This window comes from Paenarthrobacter sp. GQ52 (assembly GCF_059759005.1).
The window spans coordinates 25535-42593 of sequence record NZ_JCAXEJ010000027.1 but is presented as its reverse complement, the minus strand read 5'-3'; the positions used below and the strand labels follow the sequence as shown (position 1 = coordinate 42593).

17 protein-coding genes are annotated in these 17059 nt (G+C 62.3%); 5 read left to right on the top strand and 12 right to left on the bottom strand.

Annotation, left to right across the window (positions count from 1 at the left end; all coding sequences use genetic code 11):
- Positions 1-147: 147 nt before the first annotated feature.
- On the bottom strand, positions 148-933 hold the full coding sequence (locus AC6CH8_RS21865; RefSeq protein ID WP_498192333.1) for a hypothetical protein: 786 nt from the start codon (positions 931-933) through the stop codon (positions 148-150).
- A gap of 85 nt (positions 934-1018) precedes the next feature.
- Entirely contained in the window at positions 1019-1876 is an 858-nt protein-coding gene (locus AC6CH8_RS21860; protein WP_420181204.1) for a prephenate dehydratase, read from the bottom strand.
- Between the two features lie 58 nt (positions 1877-1934).
- Between AC6CH8_RS21860 and AC6CH8_RS21855 the strand changes: the two genes are divergently transcribed.
- Positions 1935-2087 (top strand): hypothetical protein, encoded by a 153-nt coding sequence (locus tag AC6CH8_RS21855; RefSeq protein WP_420179150.1) that lies wholly within the window; start codon positions 1935-1937, stop codon positions 2085-2087.
- A 58-nt stretch (positions 2088-2145) separates the two neighbouring features.
- Here AC6CH8_RS21855 and AC6CH8_RS21850 read toward each other — a convergent pair whose 3' ends face one another.
- Positions 2146-3558 carry an aldehyde dehydrogenase family protein gene (locus AC6CH8_RS21850; protein ID WP_498192336.1) on the bottom strand — a complete coding sequence of 471 codons (1413 nt, stop codon included), beginning with the start codon at positions 3556-3558 and terminating at the stop codon, positions 2146-2148.
- Between the two features lie 162 nt (positions 3559-3720).
- Here AC6CH8_RS21850 and AC6CH8_RS21845 point away from each other — a divergent pair, with 162 nt between their 5' ends.
- The gene (locus AC6CH8_RS21845) at positions 3721-4374 is read left to right on the top strand and encodes a LysE family translocator (RefSeq protein WP_091469945.1); all 654 of its coding nucleotides are present in this window, start codon (positions 3721-3723) and stop codon (positions 4372-4374) included.
- A gap of 3 nt (positions 4375-4377) precedes the next feature.
- On the opposite strand, the gene AC6CH8_RS21840 is transcribed toward AC6CH8_RS21845, so the two are convergent.
- Complete coding sequence (locus AC6CH8_RS21840; protein ID WP_179017736.1) at positions 4378-4968, bottom strand: TetR/AcrR family transcriptional regulator; 591 nt, start codon at positions 4966-4968, stop codon at positions 4378-4380.
- A gap of 122 nt (positions 4969-5090) precedes the next feature.
- On the opposite strand from AC6CH8_RS21840, the gene AC6CH8_RS21835 reads away from it, so the two are divergent.
- From AC6CH8_RS21835 to AC6CH8_RS21825, 3 genes are all read left to right on the top strand, one after another.
- Complete coding sequence (locus tag AC6CH8_RS21835) at positions 5091-7073, top strand: primary-amine oxidase (protein WP_498192332.1); 1983 nt, start codon at positions 5091-5093, stop codon at positions 7071-7073.
- 21 nt (positions 7074-7094) lie between these two features.
- Positions 7095-7562 (top strand): hypothetical protein, encoded by a 468-nt coding sequence (locus tag AC6CH8_RS21830; RefSeq protein WP_498192331.1) that lies wholly within the window; start codon positions 7095-7097, stop codon positions 7560-7562.
- Positions 7563-7665: 103 nt separating this feature from the next.
- Positions 7666-8478 carry a hypothetical protein gene (locus AC6CH8_RS21825; RefSeq protein WP_498192330.1) on the top strand — a complete coding sequence of 271 codons (813 nt, stop codon included), beginning with the start codon at positions 7666-7668 and terminating at the stop codon, positions 8476-8478.
- Between the two features lie 4 nt (positions 8479-8482).
- Here the strand turns inward: AC6CH8_RS21825 and AC6CH8_RS21820 are convergent, their stop codons facing one another.
- The 8 genes from AC6CH8_RS21820 to AC6CH8_RS21785 form a co-directional block, all read right to left on the bottom strand.
- A complete protein-coding gene (locus tag AC6CH8_RS21820; protein WP_498192329.1) occupies positions 8483-9796 on the bottom strand; it encodes an Ig-like domain-containing protein in 1314 nt (437 codons plus the stop codon).
- On the bottom strand, positions 9793-10533 hold the full coding sequence (locus tag AC6CH8_RS21815) for an RNA polymerase sigma factor (RefSeq protein WP_498192328.1): 741 nt from the start codon (positions 10531-10533) through the stop codon (positions 9793-9795). The genes AC6CH8_RS21820 and AC6CH8_RS21815 overlap by 4 nt, the downstream gene beginning before the upstream one ends.
- 84 nt (positions 10534-10617) lie before the next feature.
- Entirely contained in the window at positions 10618-11871 is a 1254-nt protein-coding gene (locus tag AC6CH8_RS21810; protein ID WP_498192335.1) for a pyridoxal phosphate-dependent aminotransferase, read from the bottom strand.
- A 52-nt stretch (positions 11872-11923) separates the two neighbouring features.
- Positions 11924-12853: a PASTA domain-containing protein gene (locus AC6CH8_RS21805; RefSeq protein ID WP_498192327.1), complete on the bottom strand. Its 930-nt coding sequence runs from the start codon at positions 12851-12853 to the stop codon at positions 11924-11926.
- A gap of 114 nt (positions 12854-12967) precedes the next feature.
- Entirely contained in the window at positions 12968-13441 is a 474-nt protein-coding gene (locus AC6CH8_RS21800; RefSeq protein ID WP_498192326.1) for a hypothetical protein, read from the bottom strand.
- On the bottom strand, positions 13434-13970 hold the full coding sequence (locus tag AC6CH8_RS21795; protein WP_420179141.1) for a phage tail protein: 537 nt from the start codon (positions 13968-13970) through the stop codon (positions 13434-13436). Before AC6CH8_RS21795 ends, AC6CH8_RS21800 begins: the two co-directional genes overlap by 8 nt.
- Entirely contained in the window at positions 13963-16620 is a 2658-nt protein-coding gene (locus tag AC6CH8_RS21790) for a baseplate J/gp47 family protein (RefSeq protein ID WP_498192325.1), read from the bottom strand. The genes AC6CH8_RS21795 and AC6CH8_RS21790 overlap by 8 nt, the downstream gene beginning before the upstream one ends.
- Entirely contained in the window at positions 16617-17051 is a 435-nt protein-coding gene (locus AC6CH8_RS21785) for a GPW/gp25 family protein (RefSeq protein ID WP_498192324.1), read from the bottom strand. Before AC6CH8_RS21785 ends, AC6CH8_RS21790 begins: the two co-directional genes overlap by 4 nt.
- Positions 17052-17059: the final 8 nt, after the last annotated feature.

Sequence of the window (17059 nt, the reverse complement as noted above, 5' to 3'; positions counted from 1 at the left end):
CGAGGTGTGCCAGGCCGCATCCCAAGACGAAGACAATCATATAAAGGCGGCCACGATGCCCAGGATTATCCCGCCGAATAACAACATCCGGCCGGACCATTGGTTCAACTTCTTCACTTCAGTACTACCCCCGGACAAGCATAAGTCCTACAGTGTTTGCTTTTGCTTGGACCGCGGCTTCCGTTTCCGTTTTCGCCGACGCTTGGCTTGTACGTTGAACGGTGGCCTGGGTTCGCCGATCTTGGGCCCACTCCAGTACCGCCCACCTAACAAGATGCCGGCGAGGGTGCCATACGCCCACGCAAACGGTAGGGCCTGCTGGCCGGTATTGCCGCCCACGAAAATCAGCAGAAAGAACTCGACGGGTATGACCAGAAGGAGCATGTTCCTGGCCTGAAGCGATGGCGGGAAGCGGAACAAAGCCCAGCCCGCAACCAGGGCACCAGTTAGCACGGCAGCGACTGGCGCCGTCGGAGATTGAAGGGCGAGGTGGGCGACGCCGATTCCCATCAGGACGATGGCGCAGGCAGCGTTGATCAACGCAATGTGCCAGCCCCCTGTGAAACCCTCGCTGTTGCGTTCACGCTTCTGAGCAACTTCGGAACCGGAGCGCTTTCCTGACCACTTGTATCCACCGGCAACTGCTCCTGCAATGACACCCAAGGACCATGACGCAGCTGCCGGAACGTCCAGACCATCCTCGACGGCGAGTAAGGAGTATAGGACGAGGACCATAGCGAAGTGCATGACCATGGACGCCCGGGCCGAGCGCCACACAACCCGGAAAAGGAAGAACGCGTAGACGGCTGCCAGAACAAAGAATAAAGATGCCGCAAGCAATACGCTGTGGGCGATCCATACAAAGACTGCCGCAATGACCGTGATCAACCCGCCGTAGAAAATTTGCGCCGACCACTGGTTCAACTTCTTCACTTCGCCATTACCCCCGCGTATAACCCTAGTTCAAGGGCTCGTGCATGGCCGCTCCGGTCCGTAGCTGGCTCGGCCAGCAGCGTCTTCAGGCGGTGACGGTGTTCCTCTCGCGGTAACCGTCTGCGGCATAAACGCCGAGCACCCGGACCTCCGTGGTGAAGAACTCCAGTTCCTCCAACGCCCGGCGGAGTCGAGCGTCCTCAGGATGCCCTTCGACGTCGGAAAGGAACATCGTGGCAGCAAACTCGTCGCCCACCATGTAGCTTTCCAGTCGCGTCATGTTGAGGCCATTGGTCGCAAAGCCGCCTAGGGCCTTGTAAAGGGCAGAGGGAACGTTGCGGACGCGGAACACGAAACTGGTGATCGCAGGACCGGGCAATTCTTCCTTGCTGGGAAGCTCGCGTTCACGGGCCAGAACAACAAAGCGCGTGGTGTTGGTGGGGTCATCCTCCACTCCCGAGGCCAGGACTTCAAGGCCGTACAGTTCAGCGGCGAGCGGCGGTGCGAGGGACAGCTTGCGGGGATCGTTCCAGTCCCTGACTTCCCGGGCTGAGCCCGCGGTGTCACCGGCGATGACAGGTTTGAGGCCGGCCTCCCGAATGATCCGGCGGCATTGACCGAGTGCGTGGATGTGGCTGTGGACCTCCGTGGCGCCCTCGATGGTGCTGCCCGGAATGCCCAAAAGGTCGAAACGAATGGGCAGGAAATATTCGCCCACGATCTGCAGCTTCGACTGGGGGAGGAGGACATGGATGTCAGCCACACGTCCGGCGATGGAGTTCTCAATCGGAATCATGGCCAGATCGACTTCGCCAGTGGATACCAGTTCAAAGGCATCCTCAAAGCTGGCGCACGGAACGCTTTCGAGTTCGGGAAACATTTCCTTGCACGCGAGATCCGAATTGGCTCCGGGCTCACCTTGGTACGCAATCTTCTGGGCCATGATGCTCATGGTTACACGCTGAGCGCCCGGCCTCCCAACCGCGTCCACCCTGTGACTGGTGGGAGTCCTTGCCGTTGGCGCAGCCATTTTCGCCCGGTTCGAGCACTCCCTGGACGCCGTCGGCATAGCCGCATCCGGCGTGATCATCCTGGCGACAGCGCTGGCCTTACGCCCGGGAAACTCAACTGAGTCGCAGAAGATGCCGTTCTGAGGGCTCAAAACGGCATCTTCTGCGACTTAGTTGGGCCAGCACACCCGGGGAGGGATGATTAGCCGTTGATGACCTGCGGGACACCGAGAGCCTTCAGGCCCTCGGCGCCGAACTCCAAGCCGTAGCCGGACTGCTTCGCGCCACCGAACGGAATACGCGGATCAACTGCGCCGTGCTTGTTGATCCACACCGTGCCGGCCTGGATGCGGGAGGCGACTTCGCGTGCGGCACCCAAGTCAGAGGACCAGACTGAGGCGCCCAGTCCGACGTCGAGCGCGTTCGCCTTGGCGACTGCCTCGTCAACCGTGCTGTATTTGATGATCGGCAGGGCGGGCCCGAACTGTTCTTCGCTTACCAGTGGGTTGTCGTTGTCGATGTCGGCCACCAACGTGGTGGGGTAAAAGTTGCCGGGCTGCTCGTGATCGGGGTTGCCACCCAGCAGCACACGGGCACCGGAATCCTTGGCGGCTTCCACCAGCCGGGCCACGATGTCGTACTGCTGCCGGTTCTGCAGCGGACCCAGGACGTTGTTCTCATCCAAGCCGTTGCCCATGGGCATCGCAGCAGCGACAGCAACAAGCTCTGAACACACAGCCTCGTACTGGGACTCGTGCACGTACAGACGCTTCAGGGCAGCGCAGGTCTGGCCGGTGTTGATGAAGGCACCCCAGAAAAGACCCTCGGCGATTGCCTTGGGATCCGAATCGGGGAGAACAATGCCGGCGTCGTTACCGCCGAGTTCCAGGGTGAGCCGCTTGACGGTATCGGCCGAGGAACGAATGATCGCCTTGCCCGTGGCGGTGGAGCCGGTGAACATGACCTTGCCGATCGCATCGTGCGCGGCCAGGGCTTCGCCGACGTCGCGGCCGCCGGAGACCACAGACAGCAAGCCATCGGGCAGTTCCTGGTTGATGATTGAGGCGAGTGCCAGCACGGAGAGCGGGGTGTACTCGGAGGGCTTGACCACCACGGCGTTACCCATGCGCAAGGCGGGCGCGATCTGCCAGACGGTGATCATCATCGGCCAGTTCCACGGGCCAATGGCACCCACGACGCCGATGGGCCGGTAGTGCAGTTCGGCGCGGGTTTCGCCATCGTCCACCACGGTTTCAGGATCCAACGGCGTGGCGGCGGTGGCCCGGAGCCAGGCGGCGCAGGCGCCAACTTCGAAGCGTGCGTTGGGGCCGTTCAGCGGCTTGCCTTGCTCGCGGGAGAGCATCTGGGCGAGTTCTTCGGCGGAACGTTCGACGGCGTCGGCGGCCTTCATGAGCGCGGCGGACCGGGCGTCGTGGCCCAAGGCAGCCCACGCGGGCTGGGCGGCAGCGGCACCCGCGACGGCGGCTTCGAGGTCTTCGACGGTGTGAACAGGGGCTTCGCCGACAGCTTCACCCGTTGCCGGATCAAGGATGGTGCGGCTGTTCTGGCCGGGGGCCGGGGTGATCGAGGCCAGGAGGGCGTCGTAAGTCTCCATTGGTACTCCGCTCGGGTAGTGAGTCTGGGCGGCCAGTGAGGCGCGCGGCGATGTTTCCAGTGTGGTCGGCGTCACGCGCATGTGCCTTGTCTATGCACGAACAGCCCTTGACGCGAAGCGAACGCTTTCGCCGCAGGCCGGGAGACCCTCATAATCGAGCTTGTGACTCTTGCTTCCCTCGTAGCTTTTGCTGGCCTTTGCTTGGTCCTGTCCGTAACGCCCGGGCCGGACACTTTCCTGGTCCTGCGTATCGCGTTGAATCGTCCCAGTGCAGGAATTGCTGCGGCCGCAGGGTCTGCGATTGGCGCGATTGCCTGGGCTGCATTGGTGGGCGTCGGTCTCGCAGCCATTCTCGAGCAGTCCGCGGAACTGTTCCGCTGGGTCAAGATCGCAGGCGGCCTGTACTTGCTGTATTTGGGCATCTCATCGTTCATAAAGTCCCGCAAGGCAGCAAAGGCGGCTAAGTCCGCGGAAGCTGGCGGCACGGCGGAGAACGCGCCCCTCCCGTACAGCCGACTCTCTGCCCTGGGCGCCGGGGCGCTGTCCACACTGCTCAACCCCAAGGTCGGCCTGTTCTACCTGGCCGTGGTTCCGCAGTTCATCCCGCACGGCGGCGACACCATGGGCACGTCCCTGATCTTGGGCGTCGTCGTTGCCGGCATCGCTTTCGCGTATCTTTCGATGATCGCCGTCGTCGCGTTCAAGGCGATGCGGTGGCTCAAGCGCCCCAAGGTGAGTACCGTCGTCGAGCGTGTCAGCAGCGGTGTAATCGCCGGGCTGGGCGTGGGCGTTGTGGCGTCCGGCGCCACCAGCTAGGAGCTAACCAGCCAGCAAGGCCAGATAGTTATCCAGTTGCCCCGCGAGGTCCTGCGAGAAATGCTCTGCGGGAGACAACGCCACAACAATCTGCGCGCCCAGCATCATGTTGAGCAGGTGATCGGCGACGGCGGCGTCCCCTATGGGGGCTTTGATCTCACCTGCCGCCCGGGCTGCTGCGCAATGACCGGTGATGGTGGTGTGCCACTGGCTCATGGACTCGCTGTGAAGTGAAGCCATGTCCGCGTCATTGAGTGCCTTCTGCCAGAACGGAATCACGATGCGGGCTTCATTGACGCGCTCCTCATCCAGTGGCAGGACTTCTGCGCAGAACGCCCGGAGGGCCGCTACGCCGGAGAGTCCCTCGGTCATGGCGGCGATGCGCTGGTTAGTGCGGTTGAAGACGTGTCCGAACGCCGACGTCAGGAGCAGGTCCTTGGTGGGGAAGTAGGGCTTCAGGGCGCCGTTGGCGAAACCCGCTTCTTCCGCGATTTCCCGCATGGTGGCGCCTTCCATGCCCAGCCTCGCGATGATGCGCCAGGTTGCGTCTACCAGTTCGAGACGTCGTTGATCGTGGTCCACAATCTTTGGCACTGAAGGGGCTCCCGGAAAACAAATGGCGGACAGGTCTTGTGACCCATCTTACGTTTTGGTTATTCTCTACACCTATAGAAAATAAACCTTGACCCATCATAGGTCCCGGACAAGAGGCAGCCATGACGCCCACAGCAACTGAGACAGCAACTGAAGCCGTCGCCCTGGAAACGCAGTACGCCCTTGCAATGGGCGCCGAGATTTCCCAGGTGCAGGCGATCCTGCGAGCCGCCGGCCACCTTGGCGCCGAAAAGCGAATCGCCTACTTGGGGTTGGTGGACCCCTCCCGTAGCCAGTCAGGGCAGGACCGCCGTTTCCGCGTCTTCATCCATGACATTTCCGGCGGAGCCCCCAGCGACGTCCTCGTCTCCGTGACGCGCGGAGAAATCTTGACGGCCATCGAACTGGATACCAAGGTCTCCGGCGAACTCCCCGTGCTGGAAGAGGAATTCGAGGTTGTGGAGACTCTCCTCGCAACCGATGAGCGTTGGCTCGCTGCGCTTGCCGCCCGCGATCTGGACGTAGAAAAAGTCCGCGTCGCGCCCCTGTCGGCAGGTGTCTTCGAGTACGACGACGAGAAAGGTCGCCGCATCCTGCGCGGCCTCGCCTTTGTGCAGGATTTCCCTGAGGACAGCGCGTGGGCGCATCCCGTGGACGGGTTGGTGGCTTACGTGGATGTGGTCAACAAGGAAGTTACACAGGTCATCGACCTCGGCGTCATGCCAATCCCGGCAGAGCACGGAAACTACACCGATCCTGAACTGACCGGTCCGCTCCGCGAAACACAGAAGCCCATCAGCATCACCCAGCCGGAGGGCCCAAGTTTCACGGTCACCGGCGGCAACCATGTTGAGTGGGAAAAGTGGAGCGTAGACGTTGGCTTCGACGTCCGCGAAGGAGTTGTCCTCCACAACCTTGCCTTCAAGGACGGCGACCAAAAGCGTCCCATCATCAACCGCGCCTCGATCGCAGAAATGGTGGTTCCCTACGGCGATCCTTCACCCATCCGGTCATGGCAGAACTACTTCGACACCGGCGAGTACCTGGTGGGCCAGTACGCCAACTCCCTGGAACTGGGCTGCGACTGCCTGGGCGACATCACCTACCTCAGCCCTGTCATCAGCGACGCTTTCGGCAACCCCCGCGAGATACGCAATGGCATTTGCATGCACGAGGAAGACTGGGGCATCCTTTCCAAGCACTCAGACCTCTGGACCGGGATCAACTACACCCGCCGCAACCGCCGCCTGGTGATCTCTTTCTTCACCACCATCGGCAACTACGACTACGGCTTCTACTGGTACCTCTACCTGGACGGCACCATCGAGTTCGAGGCCAAAGCCACCGGCATTGTCTTCACCAGCGCCTTCCCGGAAGGAGGTTCGGACAATATCTCCCAACTCGCACCGGGCCTCGGCGCACCCTTCCACCAACACCTCTTCAGCGCCCGCCTGGACATGGCCATTGACGGCTTCACCAACCGCGTGGAAGAAGAAGATGTGGTCCGCCAGACCATGGGCGAAGGCAACGAACGGGGCAATGCGTTCTCCCGCAAGCGCACAGTCCTGACAAAAGAGTCCGAGGCCGTCCGCGAAGCCGACGCCCGCGCTGGCAGGACGTGGATCATTTCCAACCCTGAATCCCGGAATCGTCTCGGCGAGCCAGTGGGCTACAAGCTCCACGCCGAGAACCAGCCCACACTGCTTGCCGACCCCGGCTCGTCCATTGCGAAGCGCGCGGCCTTCGCCACCAAGGATCTCTGGGTCACGCGCTACTCCGACGAGGAGCGCTACCCCACGGGCGACTTCGTGAACCAGCACTCCGGCGGCGCCGGCCTGCCCGCCTACGTTGCCCAGGACCGGGAGATTGATGGCCAGGACATCGTCGTGTGGCACACCTTTGGCCTCACGCACTTCCCACGGGTGGAAGACTGGCCGATCATGCCCGTGGACACTGTTGGCTTCAAGCTCCGGCCGGAAGGCTTCTTCGACCGCAGCCCGGTGTTGGACGTGCCGGCCAGCGCTTCGGGTTTGAGCTGCCACGGTCCTGCCGCGGCCTGCGAAGAGCACAGCGAACACGGCGAACCTGCCGGGCACTGCCACTAAAGCGCAGCCCGGGACACAGAGATGACAACCATGACAGAACGGGCCCGGGTAGCCGGGCCTGTCCTGCACCCCCGGATCTGCGCAGCCCTCACAGCTGTCTCCTGCCTGGTGCACGTGTGGCTGGCGGCCTCGGGACACCACGCTGCCTGGGTCGGCGTCCTCATGATCGGCATGGCGGCCGTCTGCATTCCCTGCACGATTCACATCTGGCGCCACAGCAGGGTAGATGCACTCCAGCAGGTGACCACGTCGGCCTTGGCCATGGTGGGCCTCCACGCTTTCCTGCTGCTGGGAGCGGGCGGTTTCGGTCACGCGCACGGTGGGGGACCGGCGTCGAACGCTGTTGATACCTCCGGCGCGGCGGGACTGCTGTTGGTGATTGGACTGGAAATCATGACGGCGTTACTCGCCGCAACGCTGGTGGCCCGCCTCCGGCGCTCGCGAATGACCGGCGCAGCCGTGGCGTCCCGACCCTCGTTGCGGGCGTGATCACTGGAACTCAACTCATCCCGGTTGCAAGGCTTTGGAAGTGGAGCCAAAGAAGGTCAGTAAGCAACTGCCCATTTGAAATCTCCGGTGCCACAATTGACCCATGGCCGCAGCGTGGTCAATTCGTGAGGGGTTCCTCAGCGGGCCAGACCCGGGTGCCCTGCGCCGCCCGCTGTTCTACGCGGCCTTGGCGGTCTTCACTGTAGTAGTCCTGGCCGAAGTGGGGATGTCCCTCCTGCTGGCTCAGACCGCCGTCGAGCCCGTCTCTGCAGCCGAGGCCGACAAGCTGGGCGTTCCGCTTCAAGTTTTCCTTAGTTTGCAGCGGCCGGCCGCCGATCCTCCGGGTGCCGGAATCGGCTTTCTGGCGTTCCTCGACGGGCTGCTGCTGTTCACGGTGCTGATGCTGGGGCTCAGCCTGATCATGGACTTGCGAACGTACGGGCGGGTTCAGGGCATCATCACGTTGATCGTGATGTTGCTCTGGGTCATCACGGCTTTCCTCACGGCGATGCTGGCGTTGGCGAAGCTGTTCCTGATGATCGGATTGTTCGTGTCCGCCCCGTTCGGAACTATCGCGTACTTGGCACTGTGGGGGAGCTTTCCCAAAGGCCAGGCGGCCGCGATCCTTGGATTGTTGCTGGTGCTCAAGATCGTCTTTGCGCTGCTGTTGATCCTGAGCCAGCCGAAGTTCCTTAAGGTCACGGGTCTAGTGGTGCTGCTGGTGGTTTCCGCGCTCCTTCAGGTGATCCTGGGGATCATCCACGGATTCCTGCCCGGGCCGCTGGTGTCCATCGGGGACCAGTTCTGGGCGCTGATCACCGTGGTGGTGGCGCTGGTGTGGGCTCTGATCATGCTGATCGCGTCCATCCCGGCGATCATCAACGCCCTGCGCGTGAGTGGTTCGGCGGGGGACTGAGCGGTCAACCGATCTGGCCCGGGGTGGGCGCCAATGGTCCTACGTTGAAAATGACTGGATTGCTCGTTTCACTATCGAGGGAGGCGGTCACACTGGCTCGTCCGTTGCGAAGGCCCCCAACACGACCGGAATTGCTGACGGAGACGACGAGCGGTGGACTGTGGCGCCAGGACACTGGAGCCGTGGTGCTCTTCGTTCCGTTGCTGAACGTGACTGTGGCGGTCAACTGAAGGGTCTGCTGAAGGCCGATGGAGTGCGGTCCCGACGGGCTGATGGTTATGGCCGTCGCTATCGGCTCAACTGTTACGGGCACCGTAGCAGGCCATTCCTTACCTTTGGCGTCGACGCATTGGGAGCTTACTGTCGTCTGTCCATGACCGGTGCCTGTCACCGATCCGGAAGTTTTTACACTCGCGATCTTGGAATCCTTTGAAGACCACGTGGCTGTGGTGGCAGGTTGTCGCGTGCCGTCCGTATATGTGATGAAGGCCATCACTGTTTGTGTCTGGGTGTGCTTGATAGACAGAGCAGTTGGGTCGATGACGCACCCGTTTGGCTCTCCCGTTGGAATGGTGGTGTCCGGGCCGGTGACCGTGACGGCAGCCGTAGCCTGGATGGTCCCTTCCGTGGCGGTGATGGTGGCGACACCTTGGCGGATCCCAGTCACCAAACCATGACCGTCCACACTTGCAATGTCCTTGTTGAGGGAATCCCAAATTGCAGGCTCGTTGCGGTTACCGATCGAATAATCGCTGAAGGTGCCCTGGGCCGTGAGCTGCGTCGTTCTCGCTGCAGGCACTGTGGTGTTGTCAGGAACTATGCGAAGGCTGACGAGGCTCAGGCTGGGGTCAGGATCTACGACCTGAAATTCCAAGTTGCCGGAGATCCCACTATGAGCCGCCGTTATTTGTGCAGACCCTGTCTTGGCAGCGGTGGCAACCCCGGTTGTGGAGACGGCGAGCACCTCCGGTACGTCTGAATTCCACGAAAGACCTTCTCCCAAATCCTTTGTCTCGCCGTTGCTATAAGTTCCCGAGGCCTTGAGATCGACAGTGGCGTCAGGATGGAGCCGCTGGCTTGGAGCCGTGATGGTGATCGATTGCAGGATCATTATGGGATCGGATGAGGCTGCGACAACCGCCACCACAGAGGCGGCAATCATTGCAACCGCAACAACCCCGGCAGTAACCCACGTGCGAATGATCCGCCGACGAACTGTGGACATCCCCTCCGTCAAGGCAAAGTCCAAATCCGCAGGGTGTGTTTGTGCGTCGAGAGAGGCATCGGCCAGTAATCGCTGCCGCAGCGCGTCTCTCATGGCCGGCCTTCCTCCAAGGCCAGTCGTCCGGTTGTTTCCTCGGCGTGTGCCAGCGATCTGCCGACACTCTCCGCAGGACGCCCCGTCATGCCCGCAATTTCACCGACAGTCAGGTTGGCGAACTCGTGAAGCACGATGGTTATCCGCTCCTCATAGGGGAGCTTTGACAAGGGGCTACCGCCCTGCGGCTTAATCTTCGGCCTCGTCTTCGTCTTCGGCCCCGTCTTCGGCTTCGGCGGGTCCTTTGTCTGCACCCATCGCTCATGCTTCCGGAGCAGCTCCACAAAAACGCACAACGTATAGACGCGCAACTGGGGAGTCACGGGTCCCTTCCACGCGCTGGATGCCAAGGACCATGATGCCTCGAGCAGTCTCCGGGCCGTCTCGGGGTTATCGCATAGCAAGTGGGCGCAATATTCCATATCGCCCTTCTGCCGCTCGAAGACGCTGCGCAGTTCGTTTTCGCGGTCCCTGAGTGCTGGGGCGATCTTGAGCGTAGGAATGGGGCCGAGTTCAACTTCCCTGACCATCGGCATGAAAACGCCGGCAACGAGCAGCACGATTCCAGCGCCTACCGCAAGGGGAAGACCGAAGTCCTGCACGCTGTCGGGTAACTCTTGACGCCACGAAGAGAAAACAACCACGGCTGCAACGATGACCGCGATGCCCAAGGCGGCCAGCACAACCCGTAGAGGAGTGAAAGCGCTGCGGATATGCCGCTTTGGCTGCTCGCACATGCTTTACCAGCTTAGGAATTCGCGCGGAGGAGTATCAAACAGATTTTACGTCTACCGATTGGATTTTTGAACAGATTGCAACTCTCAGCGGGAGAATTCTTCTTCCGATATCCGGTTCTCCGGGCGGTTCCGATAGGCAGCGAGGTAGGTGGAAATGCGGCGCACCGCTTCCTCAATGTCTTCCACAGCCGGCAGGATCACAAACCGGAAATGGTCCGGTGTTGGCCAGTTGAAGGCCGTCCCATGCGAGACCAGAATCTTTTGTTCCTGCAGGAGTTGCAGGACGAATTTCTCGTCGGAGGCGATGGGATAGATCTCGGGGTCCAGCTTGGGGAAGAGATACATGGCGCCGGCAGCCGGGACGCAGCTGACGCCCGGAATCGCTGTCAACAGTTTCCACGCCAGGTCCCGCTGCTCGCGCAGCCGGCCGCCAGGACGTATGAGGGCTTCGATGCTTTGGTAGCCGCCAAGGCACGTCTGGATGGCGTGCTGGGCCGGAACGTTGGCGCATAACCTCAGGGAGGCCAGCAGTTCCAACGACTCCCGGTAGGCGGCGGTTACGGTCCGGGGGCCGGTCACGGCGACCCACCCGGCCCGGTAGCCGGGCATGCGGTACGCCTTGGACAACCCGCTGAAAGTCAACACGCAGACATCCTCGGCCACAGCGGCCGTGTGGATGTGGGGCGCGTCGACGTAGCGGATTTTCTCGTAAATCTCATCCGAGAACAGCACAAGATCGTGCTTACGGGCCAGAGCGGCGAACTGCTCCAAAATGTGCCGGGGGTAGACAGCGCCTGTGGGGTTGTTCGGGTTGATGATCACGATGCCCTTGGTGCGCGGGGTGATCTTCGCTTCGACGTCGGCCATGTCCGGCCACCAGTTCTCGTCCTCATCGCACAGATAGTGCACTGCTTGGCCGCCTGTGAGTGTCACGGCGGCCGTCCACAGCGGGTAGTCCGGCGCAGGAATGAGGATCTCGTCGCCGTTCTCCATGAACGCCTGCAGGGTCATGGAAATGAGCTCGCTGACACCATTGCCAATGAAAACATCCTCGACGCCGATGGTCATCAGACCGCGCGTTTGGTAATACTGCGAGATGGCTGTGCGCGCGGAGAAGATGCCCTTGGAATCGCTATATCCCTGCGCACCGCGAAGGTGGTGGATCATGTCCACCACCACTGACTCCGGTGCTTCCAACCCGAACGGCGCTGTGTCCCCGAGGTTCATCTTGAGGATGCGGTGGCCCTCGGCTTCCATGGCTTTTGCAGCCTGGAGGATGGGACCGCGAAGTTCGTAGCGGACGTTCTGGAGTTTGCTGGAGTGCTGCATCGGACGCATGGTTGATCTTTTCATGTCACCGCCCCCGCCCGGCAAACCCGTCCGAAATTTGTCACTGGCCGAGCCTGTTGGTGCACAGCTGCGGGTTGCTGAGGCAGATGTTCACCGGGTCCAGGATGATTCTGGACCGTAGCTCAGTCCGGACCAGGACCAGGGCATTGATGTTGACTTTGCTTCCGGCATCCGGGACCACCCCCACCACAACGCACCGCTGGATGGAGAACGGAGGCTGCGCCTGGCAGGTGGAACCTTGGGTGAAGTCCAGCTGAATCTGCGCTGTTTGGAAAGCGGTTCGGGCATCTTCAATCCGTTGGCCCAACACGTCAGGCACGGTGGCCCGAACCGGCACGGCAATTTCCAGATTCACTGTGCTGCCGCGGCCCACCTTTTCACCACCGGCAGGGGTTTGGTTCACTACCGTTCCCTCTTGGGCAGCGTTTTCGACGTCCGAGGTGGTGGCCTTGAAACCTGCGTCCGTGAGGATCTGTACTGCCTCGGCCTGCGGCTTGGTTTTCACATCAGGCACGTTTGCATCCTTGAACATGGTGAAAAGGATCAAGCCAATGGCGGCCAAGAGCACCACGCCACCGATGATCACCCACAACCAAGGGAAGCGCCCGGGTGGTTTGGGTTTTTCTGCGGCGTGCACGGTCAAAGTCACAACATGGGCCTGGTCTGCGTAGTCCTCCGGCGCGTCGTCGGCGGAGTAGGCGATCAACTTCACTGGATAGCTGCCCGCAGTGGCGCCTGCGGTGTCGAAGCTGACAACGTACTGTTCGGTGGCCCCGGCAGCGATGGTCCGCAGCGGGTTGGGGATGGTGGTGTACGTTTTCGACGGCGGATTGGTCACCTGCCCGGGAAAGGCGCCGAGAACCACGCGCTCCTGATCGGGGGAGCCGTTGGTGACGGATGCTGTGAGGGATCCCTTGCCGTCCTTGAGAACAACATCGGGGGCGCTCAAGGTCATTGTGATGGCAGTCATGGCGCAACAACTCCTGGGATTGTGGTGGCGTAGCTCGTTGGGGAACCGCCATTGCGTCGTTGCCCAACAACGTAATCGCGGTTTACAGACGTGTTGAGGGTGGTTTGATGCATCTCAGCCAGCCTCCTGTAGTTGCAGCACGCAAGGCTCGAGCGCGAGACAGGCCACGCCTAGTTGTCCGCCGGCGGTTCCGAAGGTGACGTCCACGGTTTTGCCCGGGCCGGAGTCTTGCTGAGCCCTCGTGCCTTCGACGAACAATGACACAGTCACGGGATGTTGGGGCGCCAGCCTTGCCCGCTTAGTGGGGGGACCAAAGGAGAACAGTCCCCCGCCGAACTCCTTCACTTCCAAGACGCAGCCACCTGTCACCACCAGCTGCGTATCGGAAACCGAACAGGAACCGCCAGCCACAGACAAATCCGCCGCAGTTAGCTTCGCGGCCAAGGCCGTACCTGGGAAACCGCCCTGCCAATCCGCGGCGGAATCGTCATTGCCTCCGCCGCAGCTGACCCCGAACACCAAAACCAGGAACGCAATCACACCACATAAAATCACCACGATGATGGGTTTCCGATTCTCCTCAGTCACCGGTCCGCACCTCGAGTTCGTCGGTCACATGCGCCGGTTTCACTCCTTTGACGATCCGCCGGATCAACTCCAGTTGCCCGGCAGCTTCCGCCGGGACGTGCACTTTGATGTGGAAAGCGCCCGGGACGGATTCGACGTCGAAACCACCCACCCCCGTTGCGAGGTGCAGGAAGCGGGTGAGCCCGTCAACGGTCCCGCGCCGGGAGGAGAGCTGCGCCGCGGCAGCGATCAGATCCCGCTGTCGCGTGATGGGAACCGCGCTGGAAGCTTCCGATTGGCCCTCCGGGCCAGGGAGCGTCAACCAGTCCAGATCCACCCAACGTGACAAGAAAGGAATCAACGACGACGGCGCGCGGCCCGGATCCGGAACGGTATGGATTTGGTCCAAGACCCGCCGGACAGGCTGTTGCATATCCTCAGCTACGCCGAGAAGGGCCTGCATGGGTGCGCTTGAATCGGCAGCCACTTGGAACACTTCGGGCAGGACTTTGAGGAGTTTGAATGCCTCGAAGTCTGAAGACCTAGCCATTTCCGTGGACCACCTCAATTTTGTGGTCGCCGGAGCAGAACAGCCAAGTATCGGGCAACGTCACGACGTCGTCGACCACCCGCCGGGTGCAGCTTTCCCAAGTTAGGGCGTCGTCCTTGCTGCGGAAGACACCTTTGGGTCCTGCAGCCAGCACCAGGACTTGGCCTTCGGCCACAATGGCGCCGGAAACTGAGCGGACGGGCTCGAACCGGGTCCGGTCACGCAAGGGCAGGTTGCAGTTCACGTCCGGCACGCTCCATTGCGCCCCTGACAGGCCGAGTTGCAGGCGCAGGACACCGCCACTTTGTGTCGCGGCATAGGCTGCTTTGCCCATGACGTGCAGACCCCAACAACTGCCGCCGGTCCATCCTGTGCTCAGCTCCTCCCAGGAGTTCATGAACGATTCGTCAAAATCGGTGCGGCCCAGTTCATCGATCTTGAGCCGCAGGCAGCCCGTCCCGGTGCCTTCAGGAACTGCACGGCCGAGCCACACATAGCTCGCGCCGCCGTCGTACTGGACTGTCATGCAGCGGATGTCTTCGCCCGCCGCCTTGACCTGTTTGAAGCTGCCGGCCGTCCCGGCGTCGGGAGAGAGCCACACGCCGGCCGACGCCTCCGCGGCCACCACCACGCCTGTCCTGCCACGGATATCGACGAGGGCGTCCACGGCATAGAAACCCCGATCGGGCTGGGAGGTGTCCACTACGTTCTGCACCGGGATGGCGCCCTGGCTCACTGGAAGTTCATAGAGACCCCGCTCACCGGCCAGCAGCAGCAACGGCTCACCTTGCCGGTCCACCCAGCACAAGTCCGCTATGACGAAACCCAACTCGGATGCCTTGCGCCAGGACTCCCCGAGGTCATCGCTGATGTAAACGCGCGAACCAGTGGCCGTAACGGTGCTGACAGCCACCATGCCCGGGTGCGTTCCGGGGCCCACCCGGCCGGGTGCGGGCGAACGGAACGGCGCGATGGCACGGACGGTTTCCTCCCCATTGGCAGGGTCACCAAACTCTGCGCAGGCTTCCCATCCGTCCGCTGCGTTGGTGGTGCGGAACAACGTGCTCTCCTGGGCAACGAACCAAGTATTATCCTGCCCCTCCGCCTGTACCAAGGCCATGGTGTCCGTGTCCGGAACCTTGTCCACTTCCAGCGTGACGCGGTCCACGTATTGCACCCCGGGCTCGGCTTCCTCCATGGCCCGGTACAAATTGGAGACTCGCAGCGGTTTACCGAAACCCGATCCGTAGCTGGAAGTATCCGGGCTCAAGGGGCTGATTCCATCGGAGAGCCTCCCCGCGATCCGGGACTTCACGGCCTCGGCATCCTCATCGGGACGAACAACGATCCTCGCGTTTACCTGCACCTGCTTGTAAAGCCCCCAACGCACCACAGGCTCGGCACCAACCGTGGAACGCCTGCGAAGATACTGCTCCACTTCGCGGCGCACTTCCTCACGTGCGTACGCTACGAGCTCGGCGGCCTTGAGGGGACGAGCCGCGGCTGCGCCATGCATCGACGATCCGCTGCCAGAGCCCGTGCCGGTTCCGGGGACAAAAGGCACCAGCACAATTTCCACCTCCCCAGGCCGGGCGAACGCCCACAGTTCCTTGCGCGTGAAGGCTCTCGAACGGCCAACACCCCCGTGCCGCCGGGCCAGGACTTCATAGTCACGAACCGTGACGGCCCGGTCGCGGGCATGGAAATCCTGTGGAGCACGCCTGAGCGCGTTCTCGAGCGATTCACCATCACGACCCCCACTGGCCGGCTCGGGATTGGTGACCTTGGTCCCTGGCACCGGGGAGCGCAAGACCGTAAGCTGGCCGGCCCCGACGTTCCCGCCGGCCCCGCCGCCGCTGCGATACCAAGCGCGGACTTCGGCGCCGGCGCCCGGCACAGGCGCCCTTGCGCCGGACAACGTACGCGATGTTGGCTCTTCGTCCCACCAAGCGAACATCGCGACGCCGGCACTGCGGTCAATCCGCACCGGCACCTCGCCAGGCCTGACGTCGGCAAACGCCTCTACTTCCTGGCAATACCGGAACGTTTTCCCGTCCACAAGCACTGCCTCACCACTGCTCAGCCGCGTCCCTGTTGGAACCTCGACGGCGATTGCCAGGCCCGCGCCGGAGACGATCGGCGCGTTGGGGATGACCAGGCTCTGGCCGGGCCTGCCGGTTCCCGAACCGATGGGAACGGCGTCGTACAGGGTGACATCGGCCGCCGGGACCAGGAGGGTGGTCTTGCCGGGTGCCAAGACGGCAGCCGCCGTCGTCGTAAAGACAGGCTGGGATGAACCGGGAACGCCGGGTGGGCAACTGACCTGGGTCCCGCGCGGGATGCGGATTTCCTGGCCCGTGGCTCCTGCGGCGGATACGCGGCTGAATTCCAGCGCCGTTTCGGCCGTGCTCGGCGGATACAGGGTTGTGCCCAGCAGGTTCAGATAGACCGCGTAGAGCTTGTCCGGGACGCGGTTGAGCCGGTACATGAGTGTGTCCGTGAGGTAGGCAAAGGCCTCGATGATGGTGATGCCGGGGTCGTGGACGGAGAGGTCTGTCCATTCCGGGGCGATTTGCTGGATGCGTTCGCGGGCACCGGCAACAAGATCCGCGAAGCTGCGGTCATCCAGGTTCGGTACTGGGATACTCATGCTGCACCTCCAGATTCAACGGGCAGGGCGATGGTGATCTCGTCCTCCAACTGGGTGGTCCGCACCCGGTATTTCAACCTGACCTCCAGCACTTCGGGCTCATCCTGCGACCTCGACGCGTCCAAGGACAAGACCGTGATGCGGCGCTCCCATTGCTCCACTGCCCTTGCCACGTAATGGATGGCGAGGCCGGCCGTGGTGTCGTCGGCAGGTGCGAAAACCAGACGAAACAAGTGGCAGCCGTACGTTGGCCGGTTCACCCGCTCGCCAGGCCTGGTGCTGAGCAGGAGGAGGAGTGCTTGCCTCACGGACGCAGTGTCTGTGACCGCAGCCAAGCTGCCGGACGGCGTGAGCCTGAGCCCGGGCATGCCGGCGGCGGCGTCGAAATCCGGATGGATGAAGGCCACCGACTTGTACCGGGGGACGCTCATGGCTGGTT